Annotated in this window: 16 protein-coding genes and 1 pseudogene; 5 read left to right on the forward strand and 12 right to left on the reverse strand. The window is 69.7% G+C overall.

The features are described 5' to 3' along the window. Positions 1-13: 13 nt before the first annotated feature. Positions 14-343 carry a DUF2325 domain-containing protein gene (locus tag WMF44_RS05360; RefSeq protein WP_437298040.1) on the forward strand — a complete coding sequence of 110 codons (330 nt, stop codon included), beginning with the start codon at positions 14-16 and terminating at the stop codon, positions 341-343. 66 nt (positions 344-409) lie between these two features. Here the strand turns inward: WMF44_RS05360 and WMF44_RS05365 are convergent, their stop codons facing one another. From WMF44_RS05365 to WMF44_RS05400, 8 genes are all read right to left on the reverse strand, one after another. After that, on the reverse strand, positions 410-2,578 hold the full coding sequence (locus WMF44_RS05365; RefSeq protein WP_437298041.1) for a caspase family protein: 2,169 nt from the start codon (positions 2,576-2,578) through the stop codon (positions 410-412). A 59-nt stretch (positions 2,579-2,637) separates the two neighbouring features. Further along, positions 2,638-3,420, reverse strand: coding sequence for a M12 family metallopeptidase (locus tag WMF44_RS05370; protein ID WP_437298042.1), 783 nt, complete (start codon positions 3,418-3,420; stop codon positions 2,638-2,640). Between the two features lie 178 nt (positions 3,421-3,598). Then, positions 3,599-7,114, reverse strand: a complete 3,516-nt coding sequence (locus WMF44_RS05375) for a caspase family protein (protein WP_437298043.1) — start codon at positions 7,112-7,114, stop codon at positions 3,599-3,601. Positions 7,115-7,484: 370 nt separating this feature from the next. After that, on the reverse strand, positions 7,485-7,703 hold the full coding sequence (locus tag WMF44_RS05380) for a hypothetical protein (RefSeq protein WP_012233609.1): 219 nt from the start codon (positions 7,701-7,703) through the stop codon (positions 7,485-7,487). Positions 7,704-7,737: 34 nt separating this feature from the next. Further along, a complete protein-coding gene (locus tag WMF44_RS05385; protein ID WP_437298044.1) occupies positions 7,738-8,361 on the reverse strand; it encodes a PH domain-containing protein in 624 nt (207 codons plus the stop codon). 101 nt (positions 8,362-8,462) lie between these two features. After that, complete coding sequence (locus tag WMF44_RS05390; protein ID WP_437298045.1) at positions 8,463-8,726, reverse strand: GIY-YIG nuclease family protein; 264 nt, start codon at positions 8,724-8,726, stop codon at positions 8,463-8,465. Continuing rightward, positions 8,723-11,074, reverse strand: coding sequence for a tetratricopeptide repeat protein (locus WMF44_RS05395; protein WP_437298046.1), 2,352 nt, complete (start codon positions 11,072-11,074; stop codon positions 8,723-8,725). The genes WMF44_RS05390 and WMF44_RS05395 overlap by 4 nt, the downstream gene beginning before the upstream one ends. 11 nt (positions 11,075-11,085) lie before the next feature. Beyond that, complete coding sequence (locus tag WMF44_RS05400; protein ID WP_437298047.1) at positions 11,086-11,934, reverse strand: SDR family oxidoreductase; 849 nt, start codon at positions 11,932-11,934, stop codon at positions 11,086-11,088. Positions 11,935-12,198: 264 nt separating this feature from the next. Between WMF44_RS05400 and WMF44_RS05405 the strand changes: the two genes are divergently transcribed. Next, positions 12,199-12,570, forward strand: coding sequence for a protein kinase domain-containing protein (locus WMF44_RS05405; RefSeq protein WP_437298048.1), 372 nt, complete (start codon positions 12,199-12,201; stop codon positions 12,568-12,570). A gap of 273 nt (positions 12,571-12,843) precedes the next feature. Here the strand turns inward: WMF44_RS05405 and ilvA are convergent. Beyond that, positions 12,844-14,361: pseudogene (gene ilvA / locus WMF44_RS05410) on the reverse strand (threonine ammonia-lyase, biosynthetic); the annotation flags it as partial. A 257-nt stretch (positions 14,362-14,618) separates the two neighbouring features. Between ilvA and WMF44_RS05415 the strand changes: the two are divergent. Continuing rightward, complete coding sequence (locus WMF44_RS05415) at positions 14,619-15,659, forward strand: formylglycine-generating enzyme family protein (protein ID WP_437298049.1); 1,041 nt, start codon at positions 14,619-14,621, stop codon at positions 15,657-15,659. 308 nt (positions 15,660-15,967) lie between these two features. Here the strand turns inward: WMF44_RS05415 and WMF44_RS05420 are convergent, their stop codons facing one another. Together WMF44_RS05420 and WMF44_RS05425 are read right to left on the reverse strand one after the other, a co-directional pair. Next, positions 15,968-18,394: an aldo/keto reductase gene (locus WMF44_RS05420; RefSeq protein WP_437298050.1), complete on the reverse strand. Its 2,427-nt coding sequence runs from the start codon at positions 18,392-18,394 to the stop codon at positions 15,968-15,970. 875 nt (positions 18,395-19,269) lie between these two features. Then, on the reverse strand, positions 19,270-21,123 hold the full coding sequence (locus WMF44_RS05425) for a CotH kinase family protein (RefSeq protein ID WP_437298051.1): 1,854 nt from the start codon (positions 21,121-21,123) through the stop codon (positions 19,270-19,272). Between the two features lie 79 nt (positions 21,124-21,202). Here WMF44_RS05425 and WMF44_RS05430 point away from each other — a divergent pair, with 79 nt between their 5' ends. Then, the gene (locus WMF44_RS05430) at positions 21,203-21,742 is read left to right on the forward strand and encodes an enoyl-CoA hydratase/isomerase family protein (protein WP_437298052.1); all 540 of its coding nucleotides are present in this window, start codon (positions 21,203-21,205) and stop codon (positions 21,740-21,742) included. A gap of 440 nt (positions 21,743-22,182) precedes the next feature. Here WMF44_RS05430 and WMF44_RS05435 read toward each other — a convergent pair whose 3' ends face one another. Continuing rightward, positions 22,183-23,751 (reverse strand): FAD-dependent monooxygenase, encoded by a 1,569-nt coding sequence (locus WMF44_RS05435; protein ID WP_437298053.1) that lies wholly within the window; start codon positions 23,749-23,751, stop codon positions 22,183-22,185. Positions 23,752-24,233: 482 nt separating this feature from the next. On the opposite strand from WMF44_RS05435, the gene WMF44_RS05440 reads away from it, so the two are divergent. Further along, positions 24,234-24,599 carry a VOC family protein gene (locus WMF44_RS05440; RefSeq protein ID WP_437298054.1) on the forward strand — a complete coding sequence of 122 codons (366 nt, stop codon included), beginning with the start codon at positions 24,234-24,236 and terminating at the stop codon, positions 24,597-24,599. The last annotated feature ends 13 nt before the right edge of the window (positions 24,600-24,612 follow it).

Genomic DNA, 24,612 nt, shown 5'->3' on the forward strand with positions numbered 1-24,612 from the left:
CCAGGGAGATCGCATGAAGGCGGAGCGGCGTTCCCAGGCGGTCGACAGCAAGCGCGAGGAGCAGACGGTGCTGGTCATCGGGGGCAGCGGCGGCATGTCGAGCCGCTACCGCGATGTGGTCGAGAAGCACGGCTGGTCGCTGCGCCATTACGAGAACCGCGTGCCGCCGGGCGCGCGCCACGGCGTGGGGAGGATCGCGCTCATCGTGATCATGGTGACGATGGTCTCGCACGCGCTGCGCGACCAGATGCAGAGCCTCGCGGCGGATGGCGCCCCCGTCGTGTACCTGCGCAGCGCCTCCGTCTCGGCGCTGCGCGCCGTGATCGAGCAGCGCGCCGCCTGAGGAGAGGAGCCGCGGCGCGCCGCGTGACACGTCGGAGAGGCCCTGTCGAGGGGGCCCCGTCGAGGGTCACGTCCGTCGCGTCTCGACGCGGAACTGCCTTGTGGTCCATCCGTCACCCGGAGCGGACCTGGGGCGCACCTCGCGCAGCGTGTTCTCCTCCGCGTCGAGCGCCTCGCGCAGCCGGAAGAGCGCGTCGTTCGCGGCCGTGTCCCTCGTGGCCAGCGAACGGGTCACGGGCTTGTCGAGCGCCGGGTGCAGGAGCCACCAGAAATCGGTATCACCGAGGGTCGCGAAGATCTTGATGACGTCGAGCGACGAGCCACGTCCCTGGGAAAGGAAGAACTGCAACGCGAAATGGGCCTCCCCCCTCGCATCCACGGTGGAATACCGTCGCGTGGGGATCATGCGCCCCTCCGGCGGCGGTGGTTCGAGGGCGCGGATCCCCCAGTCATCGCCGAGATCGATGACGGCGACGTTGACCGGGCTGTTGCTCCCGTTCACGACGTGGACGAACACCCAGGTATCGGGCTTGATGACGTAGGCATCGCCGTCGGGCCTGATCACGGTCCCACCCTCGGCCGGCGTGCGCTCCGACCACCCCGGCGGCGGGGCGAGAAGCTCGACGTGGAGATCGTCCTTGAGCCCCGAGACCGGCTCGGCGACCTCCAGGATGGTCTGGCACCGGAGGAGATGCAGCAGCCGATCGACGACGATCGTGGCGGCGCCCGGTGCGCCGATCGCCACCGTCCCCACGTTGGGAATGGGCTTTCCCGACGGGTCCCAGAGCTCGTAGCGACGATCCTTGTTGAGAGCGACCTGGTAGTGCGGTGTCCCGCCGGAGAGGAACTCGAGGAACCCTCGCCCTCTCGCCTCGATCGCCGCTCCCACGGCGCCGAGCGCCTGCGCCTGATCGATCTCGGGCGGCAGGTCGTCCCGGTGAAAGAGATTGACTGCGCGCCGTAGCTCGATGGATCCCACGTCCTCGAGGAGCGTGGGGGCGCCCAGCTCGACGGAATCGATCGCGGCGCCCTCCTCCAGCGACGCCCAGCTCTCCACGGCCATCATCGTGTCGACGACGGCCGCGCCCACGCGCAGGTTGGGCTGCGTGAAGTCTGTCGTCCCTGGGGAGAAAATCCCGAACTTCGCGCCCACGTGGGTCCCCGTCGCTAGGCCTGCGCTCAGCTTCACTCTCCGGTTCGGAGCGTCGATCTCGTTGACCATCACGGTGCTCACGACGGGCCGCAGCTCGGCCCCGAAGACCTGGCGCTCCCCCTGGCCCAGGAGCTGGGGGGTCTGCGACGAATACTTGCTGTGCACGCTCGCGAGCACGCGCTCGTAGAGCGCCTTCCAGGTCTGGTCTTTGCCGAGCCCTTCCAGCGCCTCGAGGAAGGCCGCGGTCATCACGCCAGTCGACCTGCCGCCGTCCAGGCGCACCTCCAGCGCGGTCTCCACGTCGCGGCACGCCGCAAGAAGCACATAGTCCCTGGCCTCGGGGAGCCAGGTGGTGGCGGTCGCGGCGCGCCGGCCAGCGCCCGTCGCTTCGAGCCGCTTCCACGCGGCGTACAGCTCCTCGTCGGAGGCCACGCCGTCCGTCGGGCGCTCCGTGGTGTCGAGCGTGGGATCCGCGCCCCCGCGGGCGCCCGTCGCGCACCGCGGCGCGATGTTGACTCCACGCGTCGCGCCACCGGAGTGGCAGCTGTCGAGCACGACGGTCACGGTCGCCTGCCTGTCCCTCGTGAGCGCGTCGAGGTAATAGGCGATGTCGAGATCGCGCAGGTAACGCGAGCCGTCGCCGATGTCCGTCGGCACGAGCGTCTCGTCGAACCCACCGGGCTTCAGGTCGGTGAACTTCGTGAGCACGCGGCCTCCGTGGCCGGAGTAGTGAATGTACACGTGGTCGCCCGGCTGCGTGCGGGCGAGCAGCCCATCCAGCGCGGCCTTGATGTTCCTGTACGTAGGCCAAGCGCTCTCCGGCCCACCGGGCCTGTCGTCCCCGACGTTCGGCGCCAGGAGCGTCTTGATGTCGTGCGGCATGGTGATCCGGGCGCGCAGGACCTTCTCGACGCGGTCGATGTCGCTCACGCAGCCGTGCAGCGACATGTACGTCGCGTCATTCGGGAGCTTGTTCAGAGCATAGAAATCGATGCCGATGAGCAGCGCCCGGAAGGTCGGGCTCGCCCCCCGCGGTTCGCTGAACCCCGTGTCGTCGGATTCGGAGCTGCGTCGGTCGTTCATGAGGCTCCTCGAATGGGGGGCCCATCAGGGCCGGGCCCCCGCGCAGGCGCGGCCGCAGGTCAGCTGGGGTAAGCGGCCTTGATGAATTCGATGTCCCGTCTTGATAGCTTGTTGTTCGACTTGGTCCCTACTCCGTTCCGCGTGAGCGCCGCGGGGAAGCCGTAGAGCATGATCGAGTCCGGGTCGAACTGTGTCCCGATCAGGATATTCGCCGAATATTTCTCGATGACGTTGCGGTACGTCCTCTCCCGGGGCCAGTTGTTCGGCGGACCGGAGAAGTATCTGTAGACCGCCTCCTCGTTCCACTGGATGCCGCCCTGCGGGTTCTGGTGCTCGTGGATGGCGCCGAGCGCGTGGCCGAACTCGTGGATCGTGACGCGCGAGTACTCCGCGTCGTCGGTGTTGTCGCGCAGCCACCCGAAGTTCATCGTGGGCTGGTGGAGCGGAAAATACTGCTGTACCAGCGCGTCCGTGCCGAGCGCCGACCACGAGCCCCGGTCGGCGTAGAATGAGATCCGGATCTCTGAGTAATCCGAATCGTCGAAGTCGAAGGTGATGTTGGCGTAGCGCGTCCACTCCCGGGCATAGTGAGCGACCTTTTGCCGCATCGTGGCCGATCCGTCGAGGAAACGGATCCTCAGGCGCTTGCCGGGGCGCCACCGCTTCTGCGCGATGAGCGCGATACGCTCTGTCGGCTGGAGCTTCGGATCGTTCGGATCGAGGTTCGGGTCCACCTCGTTCGCCGGATTCTCCTGCACGGCGATCCGCCTCGCCGTCTCCTCCAGCGCGAGCGGCAGCGGCCGATCGAAGCAGAGATGGATGGATTCTTCTGTCGTGTCCATGGGCGTTCCTCTGTCCTTCTCGGAGGGCGGGCGCGTGGCGGCCGTACGGCGCGATACCCTCCGGCTCATCACGCCGCACCGCGTACACCATAGTTCAGTGGAGCTTCGCCGCAATCTGTTGTCGCTGCCGAAGGTCGATAAATAATGGACCCTCGGCTCGCCAGATCTGGGAATATTGCTATTTGTTCGCTGCCAAGAAGCTCCATGCCTCGTTCTCATAGCCGGGAGGAGCGCCAGAGTGGAGGTACCTGGTGTAGGCCATCGCCGCCTCCCCCCGGATGTCGCTCTCGGCGCGGGCGCGGAGCGCCCTGCCCAGATAAAGAAACGCAGCGGAGTGCGCGGAATCGCGCTGCGTTACCCAGCGCAGCTCGCTCACGGCGCGGTCCAGGTCACGCCGGCTCTTGAAGAGCACGCGGCCAAGGTGATAGTGCGCCGCCGTCGACTGCGCCCCCTCATTCTCCCGGATGAACGCCTCGAGCGCCTCGATGCTCTCCTTGTGTTTTTCGAGCGCGGCGTACGCGATCCCGCGCCATAGCAGGTTGTTGGGTATGTCAGCGCGCTCGAGCACGGCGAGCGCGCGGCGGGCAGGCTCGCGATCGAGGTTCACGAGGCACGCGCGGGCGCTGTCCAAGAGCCGGTCGTCGAACGCGAGCTCGTCCATCCCCTCCCCGGTGACGTGCACGTTCATCGTCGTCGGAATCGCCCCGAACAACCCCCGCCACGTCAGCGCGGCCGGCTGGGCCGTCTTGAGCGCCTTGACGATCTCATGGGTCAATAGACCGTGCACCGCATCGCCCGAGCCGGGCGACGACAGCGCCATCGCCTCCTCGACCTTCGGCCGCTCCTCGCTGACCCTCGCCATGTTGATGGAGCCGTTGAGCGCGGTCAACCTGCCGACCCGAGGGGGGGAGTCGAAGTACCGGCGAGCGCTCCGGGCGCGTCCGAGCGGGACCGGCGGCGGATCCGCCTCGACGTACCTCGCCCCTTCCGGGGACGCCCTGCTCGTCCAGCCGGCGTCCACGATGGTGACGAGGGGTGTCGAGCCCCGACCGGCGAGCTCGTCGAGCTCGCGAAGCGCGATGTCGACCACGCCGTCGCTCCGCCCGTCCGCGCTCACGATCGTGGGATGACCGCTCGCGTTGAAGGAGCCGTTGCCGGCGAAGTAGAAGAGCGTGGCCGACTCCTCTGGCTTCGCGGCGAGCTCCTTGAACGCCGCGAGGATCGCGGCGCGGCTCGCGGCGCCGTCGAGGAGCAAGCGCACGTTCTCTGGCAGAAACCCGTACCCATCGATGAGCACCTGAAACAGCGCGCGCGCGTCGTTGACCGCGCCCCGCGGACGGGGTACCCCCGGATCGCCGTACGCGTCGATTCCGACGAGGAGCGCGAAGCGATTGCCGCGCTCGAGCCGCGCGACCAGCGATGTCACGTCGTCCGCCAGCGGCGCGTGGGCTGGTGGGGTAAAGGCGCTGAGATACCCACGGAGCGAGCCCGCCGCGGCCTCCCGCTGTCCAGCGCCGATCTGGGCGACGGCGACCGCCATGAACGCCTCCGGCGCGGACGGCGCGCGCGCGCGCACGGACAAGGCCAGCGCCTCGGCCGCCCGGACGTACGCTCCTTGTTCGAGGAAGGCGCGCCCGGCCGCGTAGTGCAGGTCGGGCGGCGCCGCGGGGAACGCGCGGAGGATCGCGTCGTAGCGCACCTCGAGATCCTGGCGCGCGAACCCGTCGAAGCGCCGCCGCCGGCTCAGCTCGAAGAGCGTGAGGTGCCCGATGCTCACCGGCTCGAGGCGCTCGGACATCGATCCCGTCCCGCTCAGGTGCGGCGCTTGCTCCCGCGCGTCCAGGTGGGTCTGCATGCGCCTCGCGATCTCGTCCCTGAGCTCTTCGAGCGTGGTGCTCGGCGTCGCCGTCTTGAGCTGTTCGACCAGCGCCCATGAGAAGAGCCCGCGGCGGCCGTAGCGCTCATCGATGTGCACCGTCGAAGCCTGCCTTCCGGCGCAGGCCCCGAACAGGGCCGCGTAGGATGCATCGCGGGCGAGGTCGAGCAGCTTCGGCGGCGCGTCGGTGTCCATGATGAGCGTCTTGCGCCGCGAGCGGATGCGTTGGAGCGCCCTGTGAATCTCGTCCGGCGTGATCGACGGTTCGGCGTCCCCGGCGCCCGCTGCTGGGTCGAGGCTGCCGACGCGGTAGGAGCGGATCGCGTCGTCCAGGAGGGGCGAGAAGCCTCGGCAGCCGCTGTAGAAGACGACCACCGCGTCGTCCCCGGTCGCGGAACGGACGAGCTTCTCCAGCGCGCCCAGGATGCCGTCTCGGGTGGCATCAGGCCCGCAGAGCAAGATCACGTCGTCGTCGGCGAAGCGCCACCGGTCGAGCAAGACCTCGCGAAGCGAGCGCGCGTCGTTCGCCTCCACCTCGTCGTCGTCCGTTCCCTGGCCAGCGTGGCCGACGCCGATCAACAGCGCGCGCCGGGTTCCCGCGGTCGTGCGGCGCGCCGGGGCCTCCAGGAGATCGCGCGCGAAGGCCGCCCGCGGATCGCCGGGGTTCTTGGCGAGGAAGGACTCGATAGATTGCTTCGCGGCGCCCGCGCCGTGAGCCCTCGCGAGCGCGACGCCCAGGTAGTAAGCCGACTCGACCGCTCCGGTTTCGCCCCGGCTCACCACGGCCTGAAACGCCGGGATGGCGCGGTCGCAGTCGCCGGCGTCGAGGCGCGCGAGACCCAGGTCCACCGTGTTGTCGACGAAGAGCTCGCTGGCCACGTCCAGGCTGACTCGATCGCCCAGGTACCGCGCGATGTCAGCGAGATCGCGGCCGAGCGCCTGCCGTTCCTCGTTGTCGAGCGTCGCCCGCCAGGCGAGGGGCAGGTTGTTATCGAAGCCGTTTCCGCTGATCCATGGGTGTTGCGGTGTGGGCTCCGTGGCGGCTATCACATTCTTGCTCACATAATCGTAGAGGCTGCTCACCGTCACCTTACCGGTGTCCTCCTCGGCGGCATCGCCGCCGAGCCCTTTGAGCAGGAAGTGCGTGAAGACGCCGTGGCCGCCGTCCCACTGTGCGCCTTCTTGCGCTGCCTCGTTCGCCCGCGTGGACGAGATCGTCGCGATCCCGGCCTGTGCCTTGCTGAGCGCCTCGGCTTGCTGGTTCATCACCTCGCCCGCGCTGAGGCTCCGCGCTCGTGTCGAACCACCGATCGGCGAACCGTGGCAGACATCGACCAGGATGACCCCTCGTTCGGCCAGTACATAGTCGTTCAGGGCGTTCTGCACCTCTCGCATCGGCAGGGCCGTGGACCCGATGTCTTTGGGGTCGGTGTCCCATGTGATCAGATAGAAGATGTTGCCCCGAGCTCCCACGTCCGGCTGGCCGTGGCACGCGAAGTAGAGGAGGATGATATCGTCCCTGGCAGCTTTTTTAAGGAAGCTCCGGAGCGCCCAGGTGACCTTGGCTGTCGTCGCTTGCTCGTTGAGCAAAAGCTGGACGTTGTCCCTCTTGAAGCCGCAGCTCTCCGTGAGGATCTTGTCCAGGTCTTCGGCGTCGCGAGCTGCGTAGTTCAGGTTGAGGCTCGCGTCCTTGTACCTGGAGATCCCCACGACCACCGCCCACTTCTCCGCATAGGTGCCATAGATGGAAGGGCTGACCGGCCGCACGTCCCGGTCTAACGGAGGCTCGATTGCGGTGCTCCTCTCGCGATCTGCCATTGGGTCGCTCGTCACGCTCGAACCGTCGGAGGTCTACTCGTCTTCTCGTGCGCTCGGGTGTCCGTCGCTGCGAGGAACAGGTCCGGGAGGAGGTGGCAACGGCCGCTCGGTGCTGCTCGCCGCGTGCTCGGATCGTGCGTGGCCATGCAGCCTCCGATGATCCGGCGCCGCTGCGCGTCGCCCTCGGCCTCAGGTGGGGCGGGCGGCGCGGAGCAGCCTGGCTCTGGAGGCGTCGCGAGCTTTCCCGCGGGTCGCCGGAGACGCCGTCGGGCCACGAGACCCTGCGGATGCGCGCGAAGCCCGACGAGACGAGGGCTTCGCGAGGCGCAGGGAGGAGCCGCGCGCCGGGGCGCGCCGCGCCGGGGCGCCCTCAGCGCACGCCGACGAGGCGCTGCATCAGGCGCTGGAACTCGGGGACCGAGAGGTCGATGTGCTCGACGACGCGGCCGTAGAGCGTGGCCGTGGGCACGTTGCGGCCGTTGAACTCCTTCTCGAGCTCGGAGAGCTTCCACAGGATGATGCGCTCGGCGCGGGTCAGGCCGTCGCGCACGTCCGGGAGCTCATCGAGCGGGGATCGCCTCGGGGGCATGGTCGGGCTCCGATCTAGGCTTCGTGGGCCGCGCTCACTGCACGACGCCGAGCACGCGCTGCTGGCGCGCGAGCTCCGCCGCGTTCTTGAGCGCCTCGAACAGCTCGCGCGACGCCGGCAGCCCCCGGATGACGAGCTCGGGATCGCTCGCGTCCTTCGTGAACACGCGGATCTCCGCGACGTCGAGCAGCCGCTGCATGAACGTCTGGCGGAGGTCGATGTCGAGCACCCGCCAGAGCTGCAGGGTCTCGATCCGGCGCGTGAGCAGGCCGGCCTCGTAGTCGATCGTGCGATCGGTGATCTTGTAGCGGAGGCTCTTGCGCTTCCAGTGCAGGATGCCGAGCCAGACGAGGCCCACCAGGACGAGCGAGAGCACGCTCGCCGCCACGTAGGACCAGAACCACGCCTTCCAGCTCGGAGTCCCCTCGAACAGGACGCGCGCCGCGCCCGGCGCGGGGGCGAGCGCGCCGCCGGCGTGGGGGGTGGGGGCGAGCGCGCCGCCTGCGGGGGCGAGCGCGCCGCCGGCGGGGGTGGCAGGGGCGAGCGGCGCGGCGGGGGCCGCGGCCACCGGCGCTCGCTCGTCGAGCATGCTGCCGCAGAATCGGCACTTGATCGCGGCGTCCTGGATCTGCTCCGCGCAGAAGGGGCACGGTTTCACGCCGGCGATTCTAGTCGACATCCCGGGCGTGAGATCCACGGCAACCACCAAGCTTCGCGCCGCGTTGTCCTACATCCGAACATTTACGTGGTCGTAAACGTTCACGTTGCCCCGCGGCCCCCGGCGGCGAGCGCCGCCTTGCCCGCGCGCCCCAGCCGCCGGATCGCGGCCTCCCTCCGCAGGGCCGCCCCCCTGTCGGCCGCCGCCTCGACGTGGACCACCGCGAGCGGCCCCCGTCCGCGCGTGTACCGCGCCCCGCGCCCCGCCGCGTGCTGCGCGAAGCGCGCCTCCACGTCGCGGGCGATCCCCGTGTAGAACGACCCGTCTCCGCAGCGCAGGATGTAGACGTGCCAGCCCGCCGTCACTCCTTCGGCCCCTCGTTGTAGCCGCGCGGCCGGTACTTCGGGTCCACTCCGCCGTGCGTCGCGCCGTTGTCAAGCGTGTCGGTCGCGAGGTACGCGAGCCACGTCCCGGGGTGCTCCTCCGCGAGCCGCCGGAGCTCCGCGTCGTGCGCCGCGAGCCGCTGCTCGTCGTGCAGGCACTGCAGCGCGAGCGCGATCAGGCTCAGCTCGTTCGGGCCGAGCTCCATGCCGCGCTGGTAGTGCGGGAACGCCTCGTCGGGGCGGTGCATCCGGCAGAGCGTGTCGCCCGTGTACACGTGCGCCATCGGCCACGTCGGGGCGAGCTCCATCGCGATCTTGCTCTCGGCGAGGCGGGCCTCCAGGTCGCCGCGGGCGCCCTTCATCACCGAGTAGTTGAGGTGCGCCTTGGCGCTGTTCGGGACCGCCTCCTTCGTCGCCGCCCAGAAATCGAGGTCGTTGCGGTAGTCCATCGCGTGCCGGTAGGCCTGCGCGCACTGGAAGCCGAAGAAGAGCACGAACAGCGCCGGCGTCACCCACGCCCGCCACGACCAGCGCGCGCGCGGCGTGAGGGTCGAGCCCGCGAGCGCCTCGTGGAGCCACGAGAAGGCGACGGCGAGCACGAGCGACGAGCCGATGGCCGGGAAGTACCAGAAGCGCTCGGCGCGCACCGTCGGCAGGACGACCGGGATGTTCGAGTGCGGGAAGTAGCTGACCACGACCCAGGTCAGCCCGATCGCCGCGATGCACAGCCCCGCGTAGCCGCGGCGCAGCGGCACCCAGGCGCTCCGGTCCGCCGTCGCCGGGCAGGGCAGGGGGCGCGCGCCCTCGACGAGCAGCCCGAGCCCGAGGAGGAACGCGGGCAGGAACGGCAGCGGCCAGAGCACGAGCGGCAGCGCCCGGAGCAGCGGAACGCGCCCCGCGGGGCGGAGCACGTGCCAGTCGTACGCCGCGAGCCCCGCCGCCGCGACTGCGAGCAGCGCCCCCGCGAGGAGCAGCGGCCACCTCCGCGACGTCGCCTGGCCGCCGTCCACGAGGAAGGCGGCGCGCACCGAGCGCCGCTCGCGCCGCTCCAGGTGCTCGCGGCGGAGGGCCGCGATCCAGAGCGCGAGCGAGCCGAGCGGGGGCAGCACCATCATCGCGGCGCCGGCGACGCTGCCGAAGAAGACAAGCCTGTCCGGCACCGGCTCCTGCGGGTACGAGTAGTCGCCGCTCAGCGTCCACGGGAACACGATCTGGGTGAGGCCCCGCCAGTAGACGCGCAGCGCGCCGGCGATCCGGTGCGGCATGTCCGCGGCGCCGAGCGGGTTGTTGAGCGGATCGCGCGGCAGGGGCGCCTGGTGGAACCAGACGAGCGCCTCGTGGAGCGCGCGCTTCACGAGCGGCGCGCCCTCGGGGAGCGGCGCGGCGAGCTCGGCCGGCATGGGCGCGGGGAACCAGCGCCGCCGGAGCTCGACGTAGAGCACGAACGCCGCGGCCGCGGCGAGCAGCGCGAGCAGCGCCCGGACGAACCGCGCCGGCCGCGTGGGGTGGGTGAGCGGCGCGGCGATCAGCGCGGCGAACGGGACGAGCGGCACGCAGACGAGCGCGCTCTCCTTGGAGAAGAGGCCGAAGAGCACGGCCGCGAACACGCCGAACGGCATCGCCCACCCCGGCAGCGCGAGGGCGGCGAGGGCGGCGATCGCCCCCATGCCCCCGAGCACGTCGGCGATGCCCACGATGCCGCTCACCGCCTCGGTGAGCACCGCGCAGCCGACGAAGAGCAGCCCGCTGAGGTAGGCGAGCCCGCGCCGCCGCGTGAGCCAGAACGTGACGCACGTGAGCAGCGCGCCGTTCACCGCGTGGAAGAGGACGTTGTAGAAGTGGTGGAAGAACGGCTGCTTCGTGACCGCCCAGATCGTGCGCCAGAGGAAGTTCGGCAGCGGGCGGTAGGAGCCGACGCTCCGGTCGGGCGGCAGCCCCCAGAAATCGCGGTGGATCGCGTCGAGGAAGCCGATCCCGCCCTTCGCGTTCACGTACGGGTTGGCGAGCAGCGCCTCCTGCTCGTCGAAGATGTAGTTCGTCGACGGGGCGCGCGTGAAGAGGATGACGGCGACAAGCGCGAGCGGGGCGATCGCGGAAAGGAAGGTCGGGTCGAGCGCGAGGAAGTAGTCGCGCACGCGCCGCGCGGCGTCCCCGAGGAAAGACGGCGCGGCGGGCGGCCCCGCCGACGGCGGCGCCCCGGAGGACGGCGGCGGGCCGAAGGACGGCGGCGGCCCGGAGGACGGCGGCCCGTACGGCGTCGTCGTGTCGTCGTCGAGCGCGCTGGACATGGGGTCGCGCGCGGCGGCAGGGGACGGGGGCGGATAGGTCACGCCGCGCCCTCTCAGCCCTTCACGTCAGGTGGAGCGCCCGGCGCGCCGTCCGGCTCGGGGATGGACCAGATGTCGCCCCAGAGCGGCTGGCCGCCGTCGACGCCGTAGACCGCGCCCGTGATGAAGTCGTTCTGGTCGCTCGCGAGGAAGACGATGAGCCGCGAGACCTCCTCGGGGGTGGCGAGGCGCTTGAGCGGCGTGGCGCGCCGCGCGAGCTCGAGCAGCTCGTCGCCGTACTGCGACGTGCCGCTCGACCGGATGTTGCTTCCGGGCGCGACCGCGTTGACGCGGATGCCGAGCGCCGCCCACTCGACGGCGAGCGAGCGGGTCAGGTTCTCCACGCCGGCGCGCGCGGCGCCCGTGTGCGCCATGCCCGGGAAGCCGCGGCTCACCGACGCGGTGACGTTCACGATCCGGCCGCGGCGCGCCGGGAGCATCGCGCGCCTCGCGACCTCGCGCGTCATGAAGAAGGTGCCGTTCAGGTTGTTGCGCACGACCGCCTCCCACCCCTTCGGCGTCATGTCCATGGCCGGGCTCGGGAACTGGCCGCCGGCATTGTTCACGAGGACGTCGACGCGGCCGAATTTCTCGAGGACCTGGCCCACGAAGGCGGCGATCTGCTCCGGCTCGCGGATGTCACACGGCGCGGCGAGCACGTCGTCGCCGGGGACGCCGTCGCCCGCGAGCGTCGTCGCCGCGGCCTCGAGCTTGTCGGCCCGGCGGCCGCAGAGGGCGACCTTCGCGCCGAGGTAAGCGAGCTCACGCGCGCACGCGAGGCCGATGCCGCTGCCCCCGCCGGTGACGATCGCCACCTGGCGTTCGAAGAGTCCTGGGGCGAAGATCGAGCGCACCTGGGTCACGCCCCGCGTTTACAACGGCTCAGCGGGCGCCGCCACACGCCGGGCGATCCGGGGTGTACCCGGCGTCCCAGGCAGAAAGGCCCCGGCGTTCGGGGGCGCTTGCCCGTCCGGCTCCGGCGGCGGGCGCGGATTGCTCCACGGCGCGGCGATCGCCCGGCGCGCCTGCCAGACGCCTCGCGGCCGGCGCGCGCTCGGACCGCCGATCCCGCTGCGCGACGCCGGCGCTGCTCACGTGAGCGACAGCGCCTCTCGAGCGAGGCATTGTTGAACGAATCGGGTCAACAGCTCCTGATCTGGAAGCGCGCGGAGTGGAAGGCCCTCGATCTGTTCGAGCGCGAGGCGAGGGTCCTCTCGAGCCTCACGCACCCCAGCATTCCTCGCTATATCGATTACCTCAAGCTCGAAGGCGCGCAGGGGACTTGCTTCTATCTGGTGCAGGAGCTCGCGCCGGGGCGACCGCTCTCGGCCTGGGTCAAGGACGGATGGCGCGCCGACGAGGCCGAGGCGTCGACCATCGCGCGGCACGTCCTGCGGACGTTGCTTTATCTCCAGGCCTTCAGCCAGCCCATCGTCCACCGCGACATCAAGCCGCAGAACCTCCTCCGATGCGGGTCGACCGGCGCGATGCCACGGTGACGTGTCGCTGCTCAGCCACCTGCTACGGGCGATCGAGGTGGTCCGACCCGACGGCGGGCGGTGGGTGCCGCTCGAGACCTACGTGGCCGTCCGGATCGTCCGACATGCCCTCGGAGCGTCCGACAGGATCTCCGACACGCGCACGCGTGGGTCAAGCGCTCGGAGTCCGCGCGGGCAAGAGTCGACGCTCACCTGAGCACGCCCACCAAGCGCCCAACCAAGTCTGGGTGACGGACGTGACGTACATCCCCACCGGCGAGTGCTGGTGTTTCATCATCTCAAGAAGAGATGATAGGCCGCATTCTTCGTCTCTTCGATGAATGGATAACCGAGGTCGGTGAGAAAACGGTCGAACTCGTCGTATTCCGGCTCCGGGACCTGCAAGGCGGCGAGGACTCGCCCGAACGCGGCGCCGTGGTTGCGGTAGTGGAACAGGCTGATGTTCCAGCGCCCGCCGATGTGCGTGAGGAACTGCATCAGCGCCCCGGGGCGCTCCGGGAACTCGAAACGTAGGAGCCGCTCGTTCGCTGTCGGGGCGCGCCCGCCGACCATGTAGCGCACGTGCAACTTGGCCATCTCGTCCATGCTGAGGTCGATGACCGGCAGCCTGGCGTCGTGGAGGCGCTCCAGAATTTCGTCGCGCTGCTTGCGCCCGTGGGACAGGCCCACGCCGACGAAGATCTGTGCCTCGTCCACACGCCCAAAACGATAATTGAACTCCGTGATGGTCGCGCGCCCGAGAAGCTGGCAGAACTCGCGGAACGCGCCCGGTCGTTCCGGAATGGTGACCGCGAACAGCGCCTCGCGCTGTTCGCCGAGCTCTGCCCGCTCGACCACGTGCCGCAGGCGGTCGAAGTTCATGTTCGCACCGCTGAGGATCGCCACCAGCGTCTTTCCGCCCAGGCCCTCGCGTTCGACGTACGCTTTGAGGCCCGCGACCGCCAGCGCGCCTGACGGCTCGGCGATCGAGCGCGTGTCGTCGAAGATATCCTTGATGGCGGCACAGATGGCGTCGGTGTCCACCACGATCACGTCATCCACGCACCGCTGGGCGATGCGAAACGGCTCCTCGCCCACCTGACGGACCGCCACGCCGTCGGCGAACAGCCCGACCTGACTCAGCCGTACGCGCTCGCCCGCGTCGAGCGCCGCGCGCAGACACGCGGCGTCGTCCGGCTCCACGCCGATGAGCTTGATCTCGGGGTACAGATGCTTGATATACGCGCCGATACCGGCGATCAGCCCGCCGCCGCCCACGGGCACGAAGATGGCGTCCAGCGACCCGCGATGCTGGCGCATGATCTCCAGGGCGATGGTGCCCTGACCCGAAATCACGTCCGGGTCGTCGTACGGGTGCACGAAGGTCAGCCCCTCGCTCGCTTCGAGCGTCTTGGCATGGGCGTAGGCTTCATCGTAAGAATCCCCGATCAGCTCGATCTCCGCGCCGAGCGCGCGCACGGCGTCGACCTTGATCCGGGGAGTCGTGGTCGGCATCACAATGCAGGCGCGGATGCCGAGCCGCTGGGCGGCGAGGGCCACCCCCTGCGCGTGGTTGCCCGCCGAGGCGGCGATCACGCCGCGCGCCTTCTCGGCCGCGCTCAGCGAGGAGATCTTGTTGTAAGCGCCGCGCAGCTTGAAGGAGAAGACGGGCTGCAGGTCCTCGCGCTTGATCAGCACGCGGTTGCCCAGGCGCGCGGAGAGCCGCGGCGCATCCTCCAGGGGGCTTTCCTGGGCCACGTCGTACACGCGGGCGCGCAGGATTCGCTCGAGATAACCGCTGGGTGCCATTTGGGCGGCGAAAGCTACGGTCCTCGGCGCGCATCGTCAACTCGTTCGTGGAACACCCCTCAGGGCATCTCTCCGGCGACCGCGCGCTCTGCTCATTCGGGCGCTACGGCCTCGAGGCCGTGGATGTCGGCCCTTGATCCACCTCGCGCGTCCTGCGGCCGAGCCGCGCCCGCGCGGGTCACACGAGGATGCCCCTCCTCCGACCATCCAGCAGCGCTCTATTGATTCCTGGCTCTCGCCTCGATAACAGAGATACGAGCATGAGGAAGCGATCTGCGCGGTGGTCCTGGGTGGCGCTGTGCCTGCCGGGCGTCGGGTGCACGACGGTCGTCGGGCTGGACAAGCCCTACCATCCAGTTGATGAGCACGGCGGCAGCGGTGGCGGCGGCGGCGCCGACGGCGGCGGCGGCCGTGGTGGTGGTGGCGGCAGGGTGGAAACCGGCAGTCGCTGCGTCGGGCTGCCTGCGACGTGCGGGCCGGCGGAAGACGAGAGCTGCTGCGCGAGCGAGCTGGTGACCGGCGGCACGTTCAACCGGAGCAACGACCCGGCTTTCCCGGCCACCGTGAGCGACTTCCTGCTGGATCGGTTCGAGGTCACGCTGGGGCGGTTCCGCGCGTTCGTGGACGCGTATCCCGGGAGCCGGCCAGCCGTGGACGCGGGCGCTCACCCGAGGATCGCGGGCAGCGGGTGGTACGCGACGTGGGACGAACATCTGCCGGCGGACAGAGCGAAGCTCCTGGAAGGGCTGCTCTGCGATTCGGAGGGCACGACGTGGGTGTGGACGGATGAGCCCGGCGCGAACGAGCGCCTGGCGATGAACTGCGTGAGCTGGCACCTGGCGTTTGCGTTCTGCGCGTGGGACGGCGGCCGGCTGCCGACAGACGCGGAGCTGGGCTACGCGGCGGCCGGCGGCGCCGAGCAGCGTCCCTATCCGTGGTCCGCCTCGCCGGACGATGTGGCCATCGATCCGGACCACGCCGTGTATGCCTGCAATGGTAGCGATGCGGCGGGGTGCGTGATCGAGGACGTCCTTCCGGTCGGATCGAGGTCACCGCAGGGAGACGGGCTGTTCAAGCAAGCGGATCTGGCGGGGGGCGTGTGGGAGTGGGCGCTGGACTGGCACGCGGATTATACGCCCGACTGCGTGGACTGCTCCGTCACGACGGGCGGGACGGAGCGGGTGATGCGCGGCGGCGGCTGGCGCAGCGTCCCGGAGGCGCTGCTCCTCTCCACCCGCGACCATCGGGTTCCGACCACCCGCGCAGCCGGCATCGGGGTCCGGTGCGCGCGGGATCCGTGAGCGACGTCTTCTACCGTCACGGGTACGACACCACCGCGCCCTGGCACCGCCCGGCCGGCAGCTCCGCACGCCTCCGGCGTGGCATGAGTTCCGAAGCACGTGGAGCCGCCGCGCGCCGACCCAGGGCACCGCGTCCCGGCCGACCCGCGCCCGCGCGCCGCCTCAGACGACCGCCGGTGCACCGCGCGCTTGTTGCGCGCGATGAGGGTCTCGCCCGGCCTGGCCTTCTCCTTCGTCACGAGGGGATCGTAGCACGAGGCGCCCGTGGCTCGTGGATCCCGCGACGCGCACCGCCGCGGCCGCCAGGCTTACGCCCGTCCCCGATAGATCGAGTCGATGTGCAGCACGCGCTCGGGGTGCTTCAAGAAGCGCCGTTCGAGCTCCGTATGATGAAGCGCATGGCCGCCAACGCCGTGGAGCGATTGGTGAGCGCCGCAGGCAGCGACGAGCTCGTCGATGGAGGCCTGGGATAAGCCGCAGATCGAGACGTCGAGCAGCTCGAGCGCCGGGTGCTCGCGAAGCAAGCGAACGAGCGCGCTGACCTCCGGCCGAAGCAGATTGGTCTTTTCGCCCAGGTCGCGCGTGCTCAGGTACGTGCCCAGGTTCAGGCTGCGAAGCTTCGGACAGTGGGCGATGAGTCCGTCCACGAGCCGCGTCAAATCCGGTCGATCGAGGCCGATCGAGCCGAGATCCAGGCGTTCGAGGCGGGCGAGCGCACCGGCCTCGAGCAGGTCGACGAACGCATCGCAGCCCGGGTTGCCCAAGCGATTGAGCGACAATGACAGCGACACGAGCGAGCTCGGTTCTGGCAGCTGTCTGGTGAACAGACGGCGCAGCGCGGCGATGCTGCGCGGTGAGAACGCATTGGCAGCAGCGTACAGGTGGCGGAGATGCAGGACGCCACCTGCGGCTTCGAAGGCGTCCGCCAAGGCTTCGATGCCCTCGTCGAATAGACCCGTGTTGTGCACGTCGAGGAGCGACAGGGTGCTGTTCTTGGCCAACAAACGGCCGAGATGCGCTGCGCCGCCCGCGCCGAGCGGATTGCGCTTCAACCACAACGCGCGCGCATGGCGATTGTCTTCGAGCGCTTGGGCAATGATGCCCATGTCCTCCGCGTCGATGCAATTGCCTGCGAGGTACCAGGTCTCGATCGTCACCTCGGGATTGGACATCAGACGCGCGAACGCACGCGCCCCTTCATCGCCCGCGCCCTGGCACGCGATGTTATTTCCGAGCAGGAAGTGCCGCACCCGGCCCCAGCGCGGCGCGTGCGCCGCGCCGAACGGTCGCTCCACGGCTTCGCACAGCGCGGCGATGTGAGCGGGCCCCACGACCTGCTTGCACAGGTCCATGCGTTCGTCCGCGTAGTAAGCGCCGCGCTGGAAGATGAGCGGCGCCTCGCCGAGATCCGGCGGCGAGGAGCCGAGGCGCTCCGGATCCCGCAGAAAGTCGAAGAAGGGGGCGAGCTCGTGCGCGGGCGCGACCTCTACCGGCATGGCTTCGGGATAGGCCACGGCCATGGACACCGGCTCGCCGTCGACGAAACGCAGCGGACGAAGTGCCGGGTGACCCGGCTTGAGCGAGCAGATCGGTGTCCTGCTTTTGAGTTGTGCTTCTTTTTGTGCTTGCGCGCGCGAACGCAGCTTGCGCACGAGATCGCGAAAACGCCCATAGCTGGATACCGCGGTCTTGTCGCCCTCGACTGGGAAGAGACGCAGCGCGAGCTGGTTGGCCACGGGGTCCGTCGAGAGCTGGCGATTGGAGTTCGCGGGCAGGTTCAGCGCCAGGTCGGACACGGGCAGCCCGGCTTCGAGGGCACGGCGATCTTCGGCCAAGCGCGCAGCCACCCGTTCGACGTAGGTCCCGGTGTCGGTCACCTCGCCGAGCTCGGCGTCGAGCGAGGGTGTGGCCGCCTCCGGAAAGAAGCGCCGCGTTTCGAGACCATAGTAGCCGCTGATCTCGGCCAGCTGAAGCGCGCTGAGCACCGGCTCGGCGGCGCGCGTCGCGTCGATCGCCTCACGCAGATGTTGCGCCTGGGTCGTGTGAAACACGACTTCGGCACCGAGCTGTTGTGCCCAACGCAGCATGACCACCGCGGTCGAAACCCCGAGCGACCGCGCGAGGCGCACGAGCGGCGGAAACTCGAGGAATTGCCCGCGCGCAAGCACCGTGTGTCCTTGCACGCGGATCCCCTCCGCGCGGCACAGCGCCAGGAGTGGCTGCACGGGTCCGACAAAGGGGTGGAGCTCCACTTGATTCACCGCGGGGCGACGGCAAGGCTCGCCTGTCACGCCGTCGCAGAGCATCAGCAGCTCCTTCAAACGCGCAGCGGAATAGTTCGAAACCCCGATTTCATTCACCAATCCGCGCGCGACCGCGGCATCGAGCGCGCGCCACATCGCGGCGGGCAGCGGGCGATGCAGCAGCACCAAATCGAGCGCGCGACCGAGCCGCACGACAGAGCCTTCGACCGCCCGCAACGTTTGATCGAACAGCAGATGCTTGAAGATCTTCGTACAAACACGAATCTGCGGCAGCTCGGGATGCGCGGCTTCGAAGGCGCGCACCGCAGCGAATACGGCCGGCTCGTTCTTGTACAGGTGGGCCGTGTCGACGCTGCGCACCCCCGCTTCGAGCGCGCTCGTCACCAAGCGCGCGGCCGTCTCGCCACCGACTCGGTAGGTGCCGAACGTGAGCGCGCCGCGCAGGGCCTCGCTCGGCTCTGGCTCGGCCACGGGCGCAGGAGAAGTGTCCAAGAATGACGCGAGAGCTCGATCGTCAGCCATATTGATCCTCCAAACCCGCCGATCGAAGGGACCCCAGAATCGGCACAGGGGCCCGAGGCGATCCCTGGCGTCCCCTGCCACACCACCCGGCGTGCGGGTCCGGCCCGGGCGGTTCGAGGAGCACGTTCCGAAAGAGGGCTGAATACATACCTGTTGAGATTCTTTCGAACCTCGGTCGTGCAGTCAAGCAGCCGCGGCCGGGGCGCCGCGCGCCACAGCACGCACGCTCCGCCCCCCGCGGCTACCCTCCGAGGCCGTCGTCGGGGTGGCGCGGCGGAGCGCGCCGCTCGCCTGGACGCGCGCCGGCGATCTCTCGGAATCGACGGATCCGAACGCCGGCCTGTGTGTCGAAATGTCCCCGGCGCCTTGGTCGCCTCCGGCCGGGGACATGCCGACAACCCTCGTTATCATTCACGGAGCAGGTCATGCCCCTCCGAGATCCCAGGGGATCCGCCAGCAAAATCGGTCGATGACGAGCGGCCACCGGAAATAGTAGATATTTCATCGTTTTCGCCTGTTGCGCGCAGAGGGCGGCTCCGGTGTGGCCCAACGGGGCGCCCTCCTCCGTCGCGTCGCCTGCGGTGAAGGGCCCGCCGCATCACCGATCGGAGTCGGCGACTGGCCTGGCGGCGCAGCACCGCGATCACGGTGCGGGTGAGGCCACGCGCGGCCAGCGCCTCGTCCACCGGGCCCCTCGCGCTCCCGCGACGCGAGACCACCACATGCCCGTACTCCGCATAGCGCCGGGCGCTCACCATCACGACCCCGAGGCCGAGCGCGACGACCAGCGCCGTCCTGCCGGGCGGAGCAGAATCGGCATCACGTCAGAATAGACCGCCTCCGAGGACGGTCGCCTCGAAGGAGCCCGTGACCGGCGCTCCCGACTCCGTCGAGGCCTCGTCGAAGTGGATCTTGCCGTCGCCGAAAAAGCCCGTGAGCACCGGCTCCGACTGCGTGTAATCAAGCGCGAACGCCAGGACCGATTGCCAGTCGTACGGGCGCTCTTTTCCGGCGGCGAAGAATTCCGGGTCCACGAAAAACACGAGGGCGCGCACCGTCCCGTCGGGGAAGCTCCCGACGACCGTCACCTGGGCGCGGCCGCTCGTGATGGACTCGACCCCTGGCTCGGAGCCTTCATAGCCCGCCGCGGAGCCGACGGTCCCGGCCGATTGCGGGTCATCCGCAGGGAACGCGGCGTCGAACGTCCCCGTCCCCGCGGCGAAGGGATCCGGCTCGGTGAGCGACCCCCACGTCGTCGAGAACGTGCCCTTCACGGTCCCGACCGTCGTCAGGCACGCGGTGGCGGGCTGCGGGAACGTCCACGCGGGGGGCGTCGGCGCGATCTCGGCGGTGATCGTGGCGCGGCGCCCGCTCACGAAGCTCCGTATCGCGTCGGTCGCCTCCCTCACGGCCCCCGCGTCCGCGCGCACGTACGGCGCGAGGAGCTCCTCCATCCGGTCGATCTCGAGGAGCAGCGCGTCCTCATTCCAGGCCGTCTCGAGGAGGTCCATCATCGCCTCGGCATAGGCAGCGCGGAGCTCCGGGGTCTGGTAGAGCCGGTTCGCGATGGCGCCCTTTGCCGAGACCGACTGCGGCCGCCCTAGCGGGCCGAGCGGGTCTTCCGCGTCGAATGACATGTCGGGGCCCCACGGCAAGAAGGACATCTTCCCGGACGCCGGGTCGAAATACACGAAGTGGTTGTTCGTGTTGCCCGCGTAGCCGTCCCACGCGCCGATCAGCGACTCGGTGGCCCAGTACCGCTGGAAGATCTCGATATCCAGGACCGCGCCGAGCGTCGCGTCGAGCTCGGCGTCGCTGGCCAGGAGCGCGGCGGATACCGCGTCGAGCTCGCTCAGGTCGGGGTCGTCCTCGTTGGTCTTCTTTTCGTACGTGACGGTCCATCCGTCGCGGAAGTCGCTGAGCTGGCCCTCGTAGAGGTCGCCGCTCGCGTCCGTGAAATGGCGCTTGAGGAGGCGCTTCCCGACCGGCTCCACGTGCGCGTAGATGCCGAGGTCCTGCCCGTTGACGGTCACGTGGGCGAAGTTGCAGCGCGAGGCGGGCAGGCCGGCGTCGCGGAAGACCTTGAACGCGAGGCACGTCTTGATCAGCGAGGGATCCTGACGGGCGTTGTTGAGGGTCATCCCTTTGAGGCCGGCGTACTCGCGCCCGTCCACGTATTCGTCGAAGCTCACCTTGAGCGACGGCTTCGACACGCTGGCGGAACCGAGGAGGCCCTTCTTGCGGACGGACGACATCTCGAGCGTGGCGCCGTCGACGGTGACGGTCGCGGGGAACTGGGTGTAAGGGCTCCTCTTGGGGCCCTCCATACAGCCCTCGCCGATCACCTCCGAGACGTCGCGGGACTGGCGGCGGAGCGTCTCCCAGTCCTCGGGCGCCAGGGTGATTCCCACCTCGATGACGTGGTCGGGATCGAACATGGCGTCGCTCGGGTCAGGATCGGGTGTGTCGGGGCCGCCGCCCTCGCCGGGCGGGCCGCCGCCGCCGGAGGGGCCGCCGCCGTCGCCGGGGGGGCCACCGCCGGAGGAGGCGTCGGGGGTTTCGCCGGGCGTCTGCGGCGGGTCGGAGCCGCACGCGGACGCGCCGAGGGCCAGCGCCAACGCCATCACCGAGAGCATGCTGCGTGCACGAACGAGGATGTTTGTGTGTTTCCGTACCATGAGGCGAGTGTCTAGCACGTCCGGCCGCCTCCGCGGAGCCGCCTGACACGCGATCTTGCGCCATGAGCGGCGCTGCGCGATGCATCTCGCGATGCAATGCGTCGAGGTGCTCACCCGTGACGGCATGGCCGAGATCACGCTGAACCGACCCAAGGTCAACGCCATGAACCAGGCGTTGCTCCGTGAGATGACCGACGTCTTCGGGCGGCTCGCGCAGGACGACGCCGTGAGCGGCGTTCTCGTCCGCGGCACCGGACAGTGCCTGTCCGCGGGGCTCGATTTGCACGAGCTCGCATCGCTCGATCGGGAGAGGCTCTCAAGCTTCCTCGACGATTTCGACTCCGCCTTCGGCGCGGCGTTCCGCTTACCGAATCCGTTCGCCGCCGCCGTGCGCGGCCACGCGATCGCGGGCGGCATGATCCTCGCGATGTGCGCCGACTTCATCGCGCTCGGCACGCAACCGCCGCGCCCGGGCGATCCCAGTAGAGCCTGCGGGCACTGGCGAGCGGCAAGGCTCCGACAGCGAGTCGACGCGAGCGGCGAGCTCGACGTTCGGTCCAAGCTTACTCACCCCTCCGGTGCCACCGGCAGCCCGAGTAGCCGACCGATCGCCTCGTGAACGGCCCGCGCCGCCACCTCGTCCCCGAGGGCGATGGCGCCGCTCAGGGTGCTGGCGAGTGAGGCGACCACGGCCGCCCGAGGCGACGGATCGATCACGGCGAGCTCCCAGGCCTGGGGCTTGACCCTTGGGCCCGGGTTGGGCCAATGATAGGCGTTTACGGGACTGCGCCGGGACCTCGCCGCCGCTGCTGCTCGGGCGCCGTCCCGCAAACGCCTATTCACTGGGCCCGGGTTGGGCCCACGCCTCCCGAGCGGGTGCGATCCGTCGTCACGCCCTCCCCAGATCCCCGGGGCAGGCGACGGATCGCGACGGTTCGCCCCCGCGAAATCGTCCCGCCAGAAACACCGGTCGATGACGAGCCGTCGCCGGAAACAGTAGCAATTGTGATAGCTTCCGCCTGTCTCGCCGCCGAGGGCGGCTCCGGTGTGGCCCAACGGTTACGTTCGCTGCTCCGATCGCGACGGCGCGGAGGACGATGGCCCGGCCGACCATGACCGTTCCTGGAAGCCGCCTGGCCGGGGAGCGGCGGACGCGAACCAGCGCTCAAGCGCGTCCACCAACCCCTCGACGTCTCCCACGTCGCCGGCCCAAGCAATGCATCCGTCGGGCCGGATCAGCATCGACGGGCCTGCGTCGGCCGGTAAGCAGCGCACCCGCGTGAACCCGGCGGCGAGACCGGCGGCGTGCCCGTCAGGAGACGCGTCGAGCAATAGGCCTTCGCCCTCCGCCATCTCCGCGAACAGCGATGTTCGAGCATCGGGGCGGCCGACCGCGCGATCGCCGGTGAGGCGTCCGACCAGGTCTCGCTCCGCGCCGAGGTCGTAGCGCGTGGCCAGACCGCTCGTCAGCCCGTCGAGATGGCCATTCACGGCGTCGATCTCCATCAGCTTCGCGAAGATCTGCCGCATTGCGCTCGACTGCGGGTCGGACCGCGTGAGCGCGACCTGGGCGAGCGTGTTGGCCAGCACGGCCTCGGCCACGGGCCGCCGCTCGGACGTGTAGCTGTCGAGCAGGATGTCCGGCTTGTCGCCGCGAACGACGGCGGCGAGCTTCCAGCCGAGGTTGGCCGCATCGACCAGCCCAAGGCTCAGCCCCTGGCCGCCCAAAGGCGAATGGATGTGTGCCGCGTCGCCCGCGAGCAGGACGCGATCCCGGCGGTACGTGTCGACCAGACGTGCGCTGTCCGTGAAGCGATTCGCCTGCTCCATCGCCGTCACGCGGACATCCGCGCCGCTGATTCGGCGCAGCACGCCTTCGATCTCCTCGCGCGTGACGGGCGCATTGCGATCGGCCGGGGGACCGCTGAAGTCGTGCATCACAAGCCAGCGAGGCCGAGGTCCGTTCATGACGACGCCCTCCGGCGTGCGGGTCGACCCGCGCGGCAGGCGCTCGGGGTGGTCGAGGTCGAGCACGGCCTGGTACATGAATTGGCTCGGCGGCGTACCGGGGAAGGCAAACCCGGCCATCTTGCGGATCGAGCTGCGCCCTCCGTCACATCCGACCAGCCAGCCGCAGCGCGCATGCTCCGGCCCGTTCGGGGAAGCCCAGTGGAGCGCGACGCCATCGTCATGCTGGTCCAAGCCCGTGACCTCGCACCCGCGCCGTACCTCTATGTCGAGCGCGGCCGCCCGCGCGCCCAGGATCGCCTCCACGCCCTGCTGGTTCACCCAGAGCATGCGCCGTTCCGGTTCGCCCACTGCTTCTGATCGGAGAGGGAGAAGGGCGAAATGCCCCCTGGACCTGTGTGCCTGCGCCCGCCTCTCCACGCCCACCCGTCCCATGGCCGCGAAGTGGCGATCCTCCGCCTCGGCGAGCGCAGGGCCCATGCTCCGGCGCTGGAGCGCCTCCACGCCGAGCGGTCCGACTGCAGTCCCCTTCAGGGCGACGCTTGGCTCAGTGAGCCGCTCGAGCACCATCACACCGGCGCCGCCCAGCTTGAGCTCGATCGCGAGCAGGAGCCCGACCGGCCCGGCGCCTACGACCACGACATCTACTTGCTTGTCCATCGGCTATGAATCCATCGAGTACTAAGTACAAACACCGATTTGCTAGCGGGACACGGAAGGCACTGCTAGCTCGTCGCCTCTTGTGACCTCCCGCACGAAAGGTCTCACGGATCGGCTCTGCGCCGCAAGCTCCCCAGGCCCGTCGCTCGACAACTGGGCCCGGGTTGGGCCCAGGCCTCCCGCGGGGGGCGATACGTCGTCACGCCCTCCCCAGATCCCCAGGGATGCGAGGGATCGCGACGGTTCGCCCCCGCGGAACAGTCCCGCCAGAAATGCCGGTTCGCTCCTCCGCCTGCGTGGCGCCTCCTGCCCGCATCAGCTCATCCGCTGTCAGGCGCCCTTTGCACGGGCTCGCGGAGCACATCAACCCTGGAAGGTGCGACGGGAAGAACTCCGCGAAACCGGAGCGACCCTGGAAGAGGACGCGCGCGCCCTTGACGATCCGCGCTCGGATCGAATGGCAAAAGGGGAGGGGATCACCGATGTCGATCGAGCTCAACCACACCATCGTCCCGGCGCACGACAAGGAGGCTGCCGCGCGGTTCTTCGCGCACATGTTCGGACTCGCGGTGGACGCGCCGTTCGGGCCGTTCTCCCCCGTGCGCGTCAACGGCGGGCTCACGCTCGACTTCGCCGACCGCGAGACGTTCGAGCCGCACCACTACGCGTTCTTCGTGGACGACGCGGAGTTCGACCGGATCTTCGAGCGCATCCAGAGCGCCGGCATCCCCTTCAGCGCCGATCCGCACGCGAAGGAGGTGGGCCGGATCAACCACCGGAAGGGCGGCCGCGGCTTCTACTTCCGCGATCTCGACGGGCACATCCTCGAGGTGCTGACGCGCGCGTGAGCTCGGCTTTGCG

The sequence above is a fragment of the Sorangium sp. So ce426 genome, assembly GCF_051475585.1.
GTDB lineage: Bacteria > Myxococcota_A > Polyangia > Polyangiales > Polyangiaceae > Sorangium > Sorangium cellulosum_B.

Coding starts and splice junctions, on each gene's coding strand:
- WMF44_RS05425 (WP_437298051.1), bottom strand. CDS start 21,123: ATGGTACGGAAACACACAAACATCCTCGTTCGTGCACGCAGCATGCTC.
- WMF44_RS05370 (WP_437298042.1), bottom strand. CDS start 3,420: ATGGACACGACAGAAGAATCCATCCATCTCTGCTTCGATCGGCCGCTG.
- WMF44_RS05365 (WP_437298041.1), bottom strand. CDS start 2,578: ATGAACGACCGACGCAGCTCCGAATCCGACGACACGGGGTTCAGCGAA.
- WMF44_RS05360 (WP_437298040.1), top strand. CDS start 14: ATGAAGGCGGAGCGGCGTTCCCAGGCGGTCGACAGCAAGCGCGAGGAG.
- WMF44_RS05440 (WP_437298054.1), top strand. CDS start 24,234: ATGTCGATCGAGCTCAACCACACCATCGTCCCGGCGCACGACAAGGAG.
- WMF44_RS05435 (WP_437298053.1), bottom strand. CDS start 23,751: ATGGACAAGCAAGTAGATGTCGTGGTCGTAGGCGCCGGGCCGGTCGGG.
- WMF44_RS05380 (WP_012233609.1), bottom strand. CDS start 7,703: ATGCCCCCGAGGCGATCCCCGCTCGATGAGCTCCCGGACGTGCGCGAC.
- WMF44_RS05415 (WP_437298049.1), top strand. CDS start 14,619: ATGAGGAAGCGATCTGCGCGGTGGTCCTGGGTGGCGCTGTGCCTGCCG.
- WMF44_RS05375 (WP_437298043.1), bottom strand. CDS start 7,114: ATGGCAGATCGCGAGAGGAGCACCGCAATCGAGCCTCCGTTAGACCGG.
- WMF44_RS05430 (WP_437298052.1), top strand. CDS start 21,203: ATGCATCTCGCGATGCAATGCGTCGAGGTGCTCACCCGTGACGGCATG.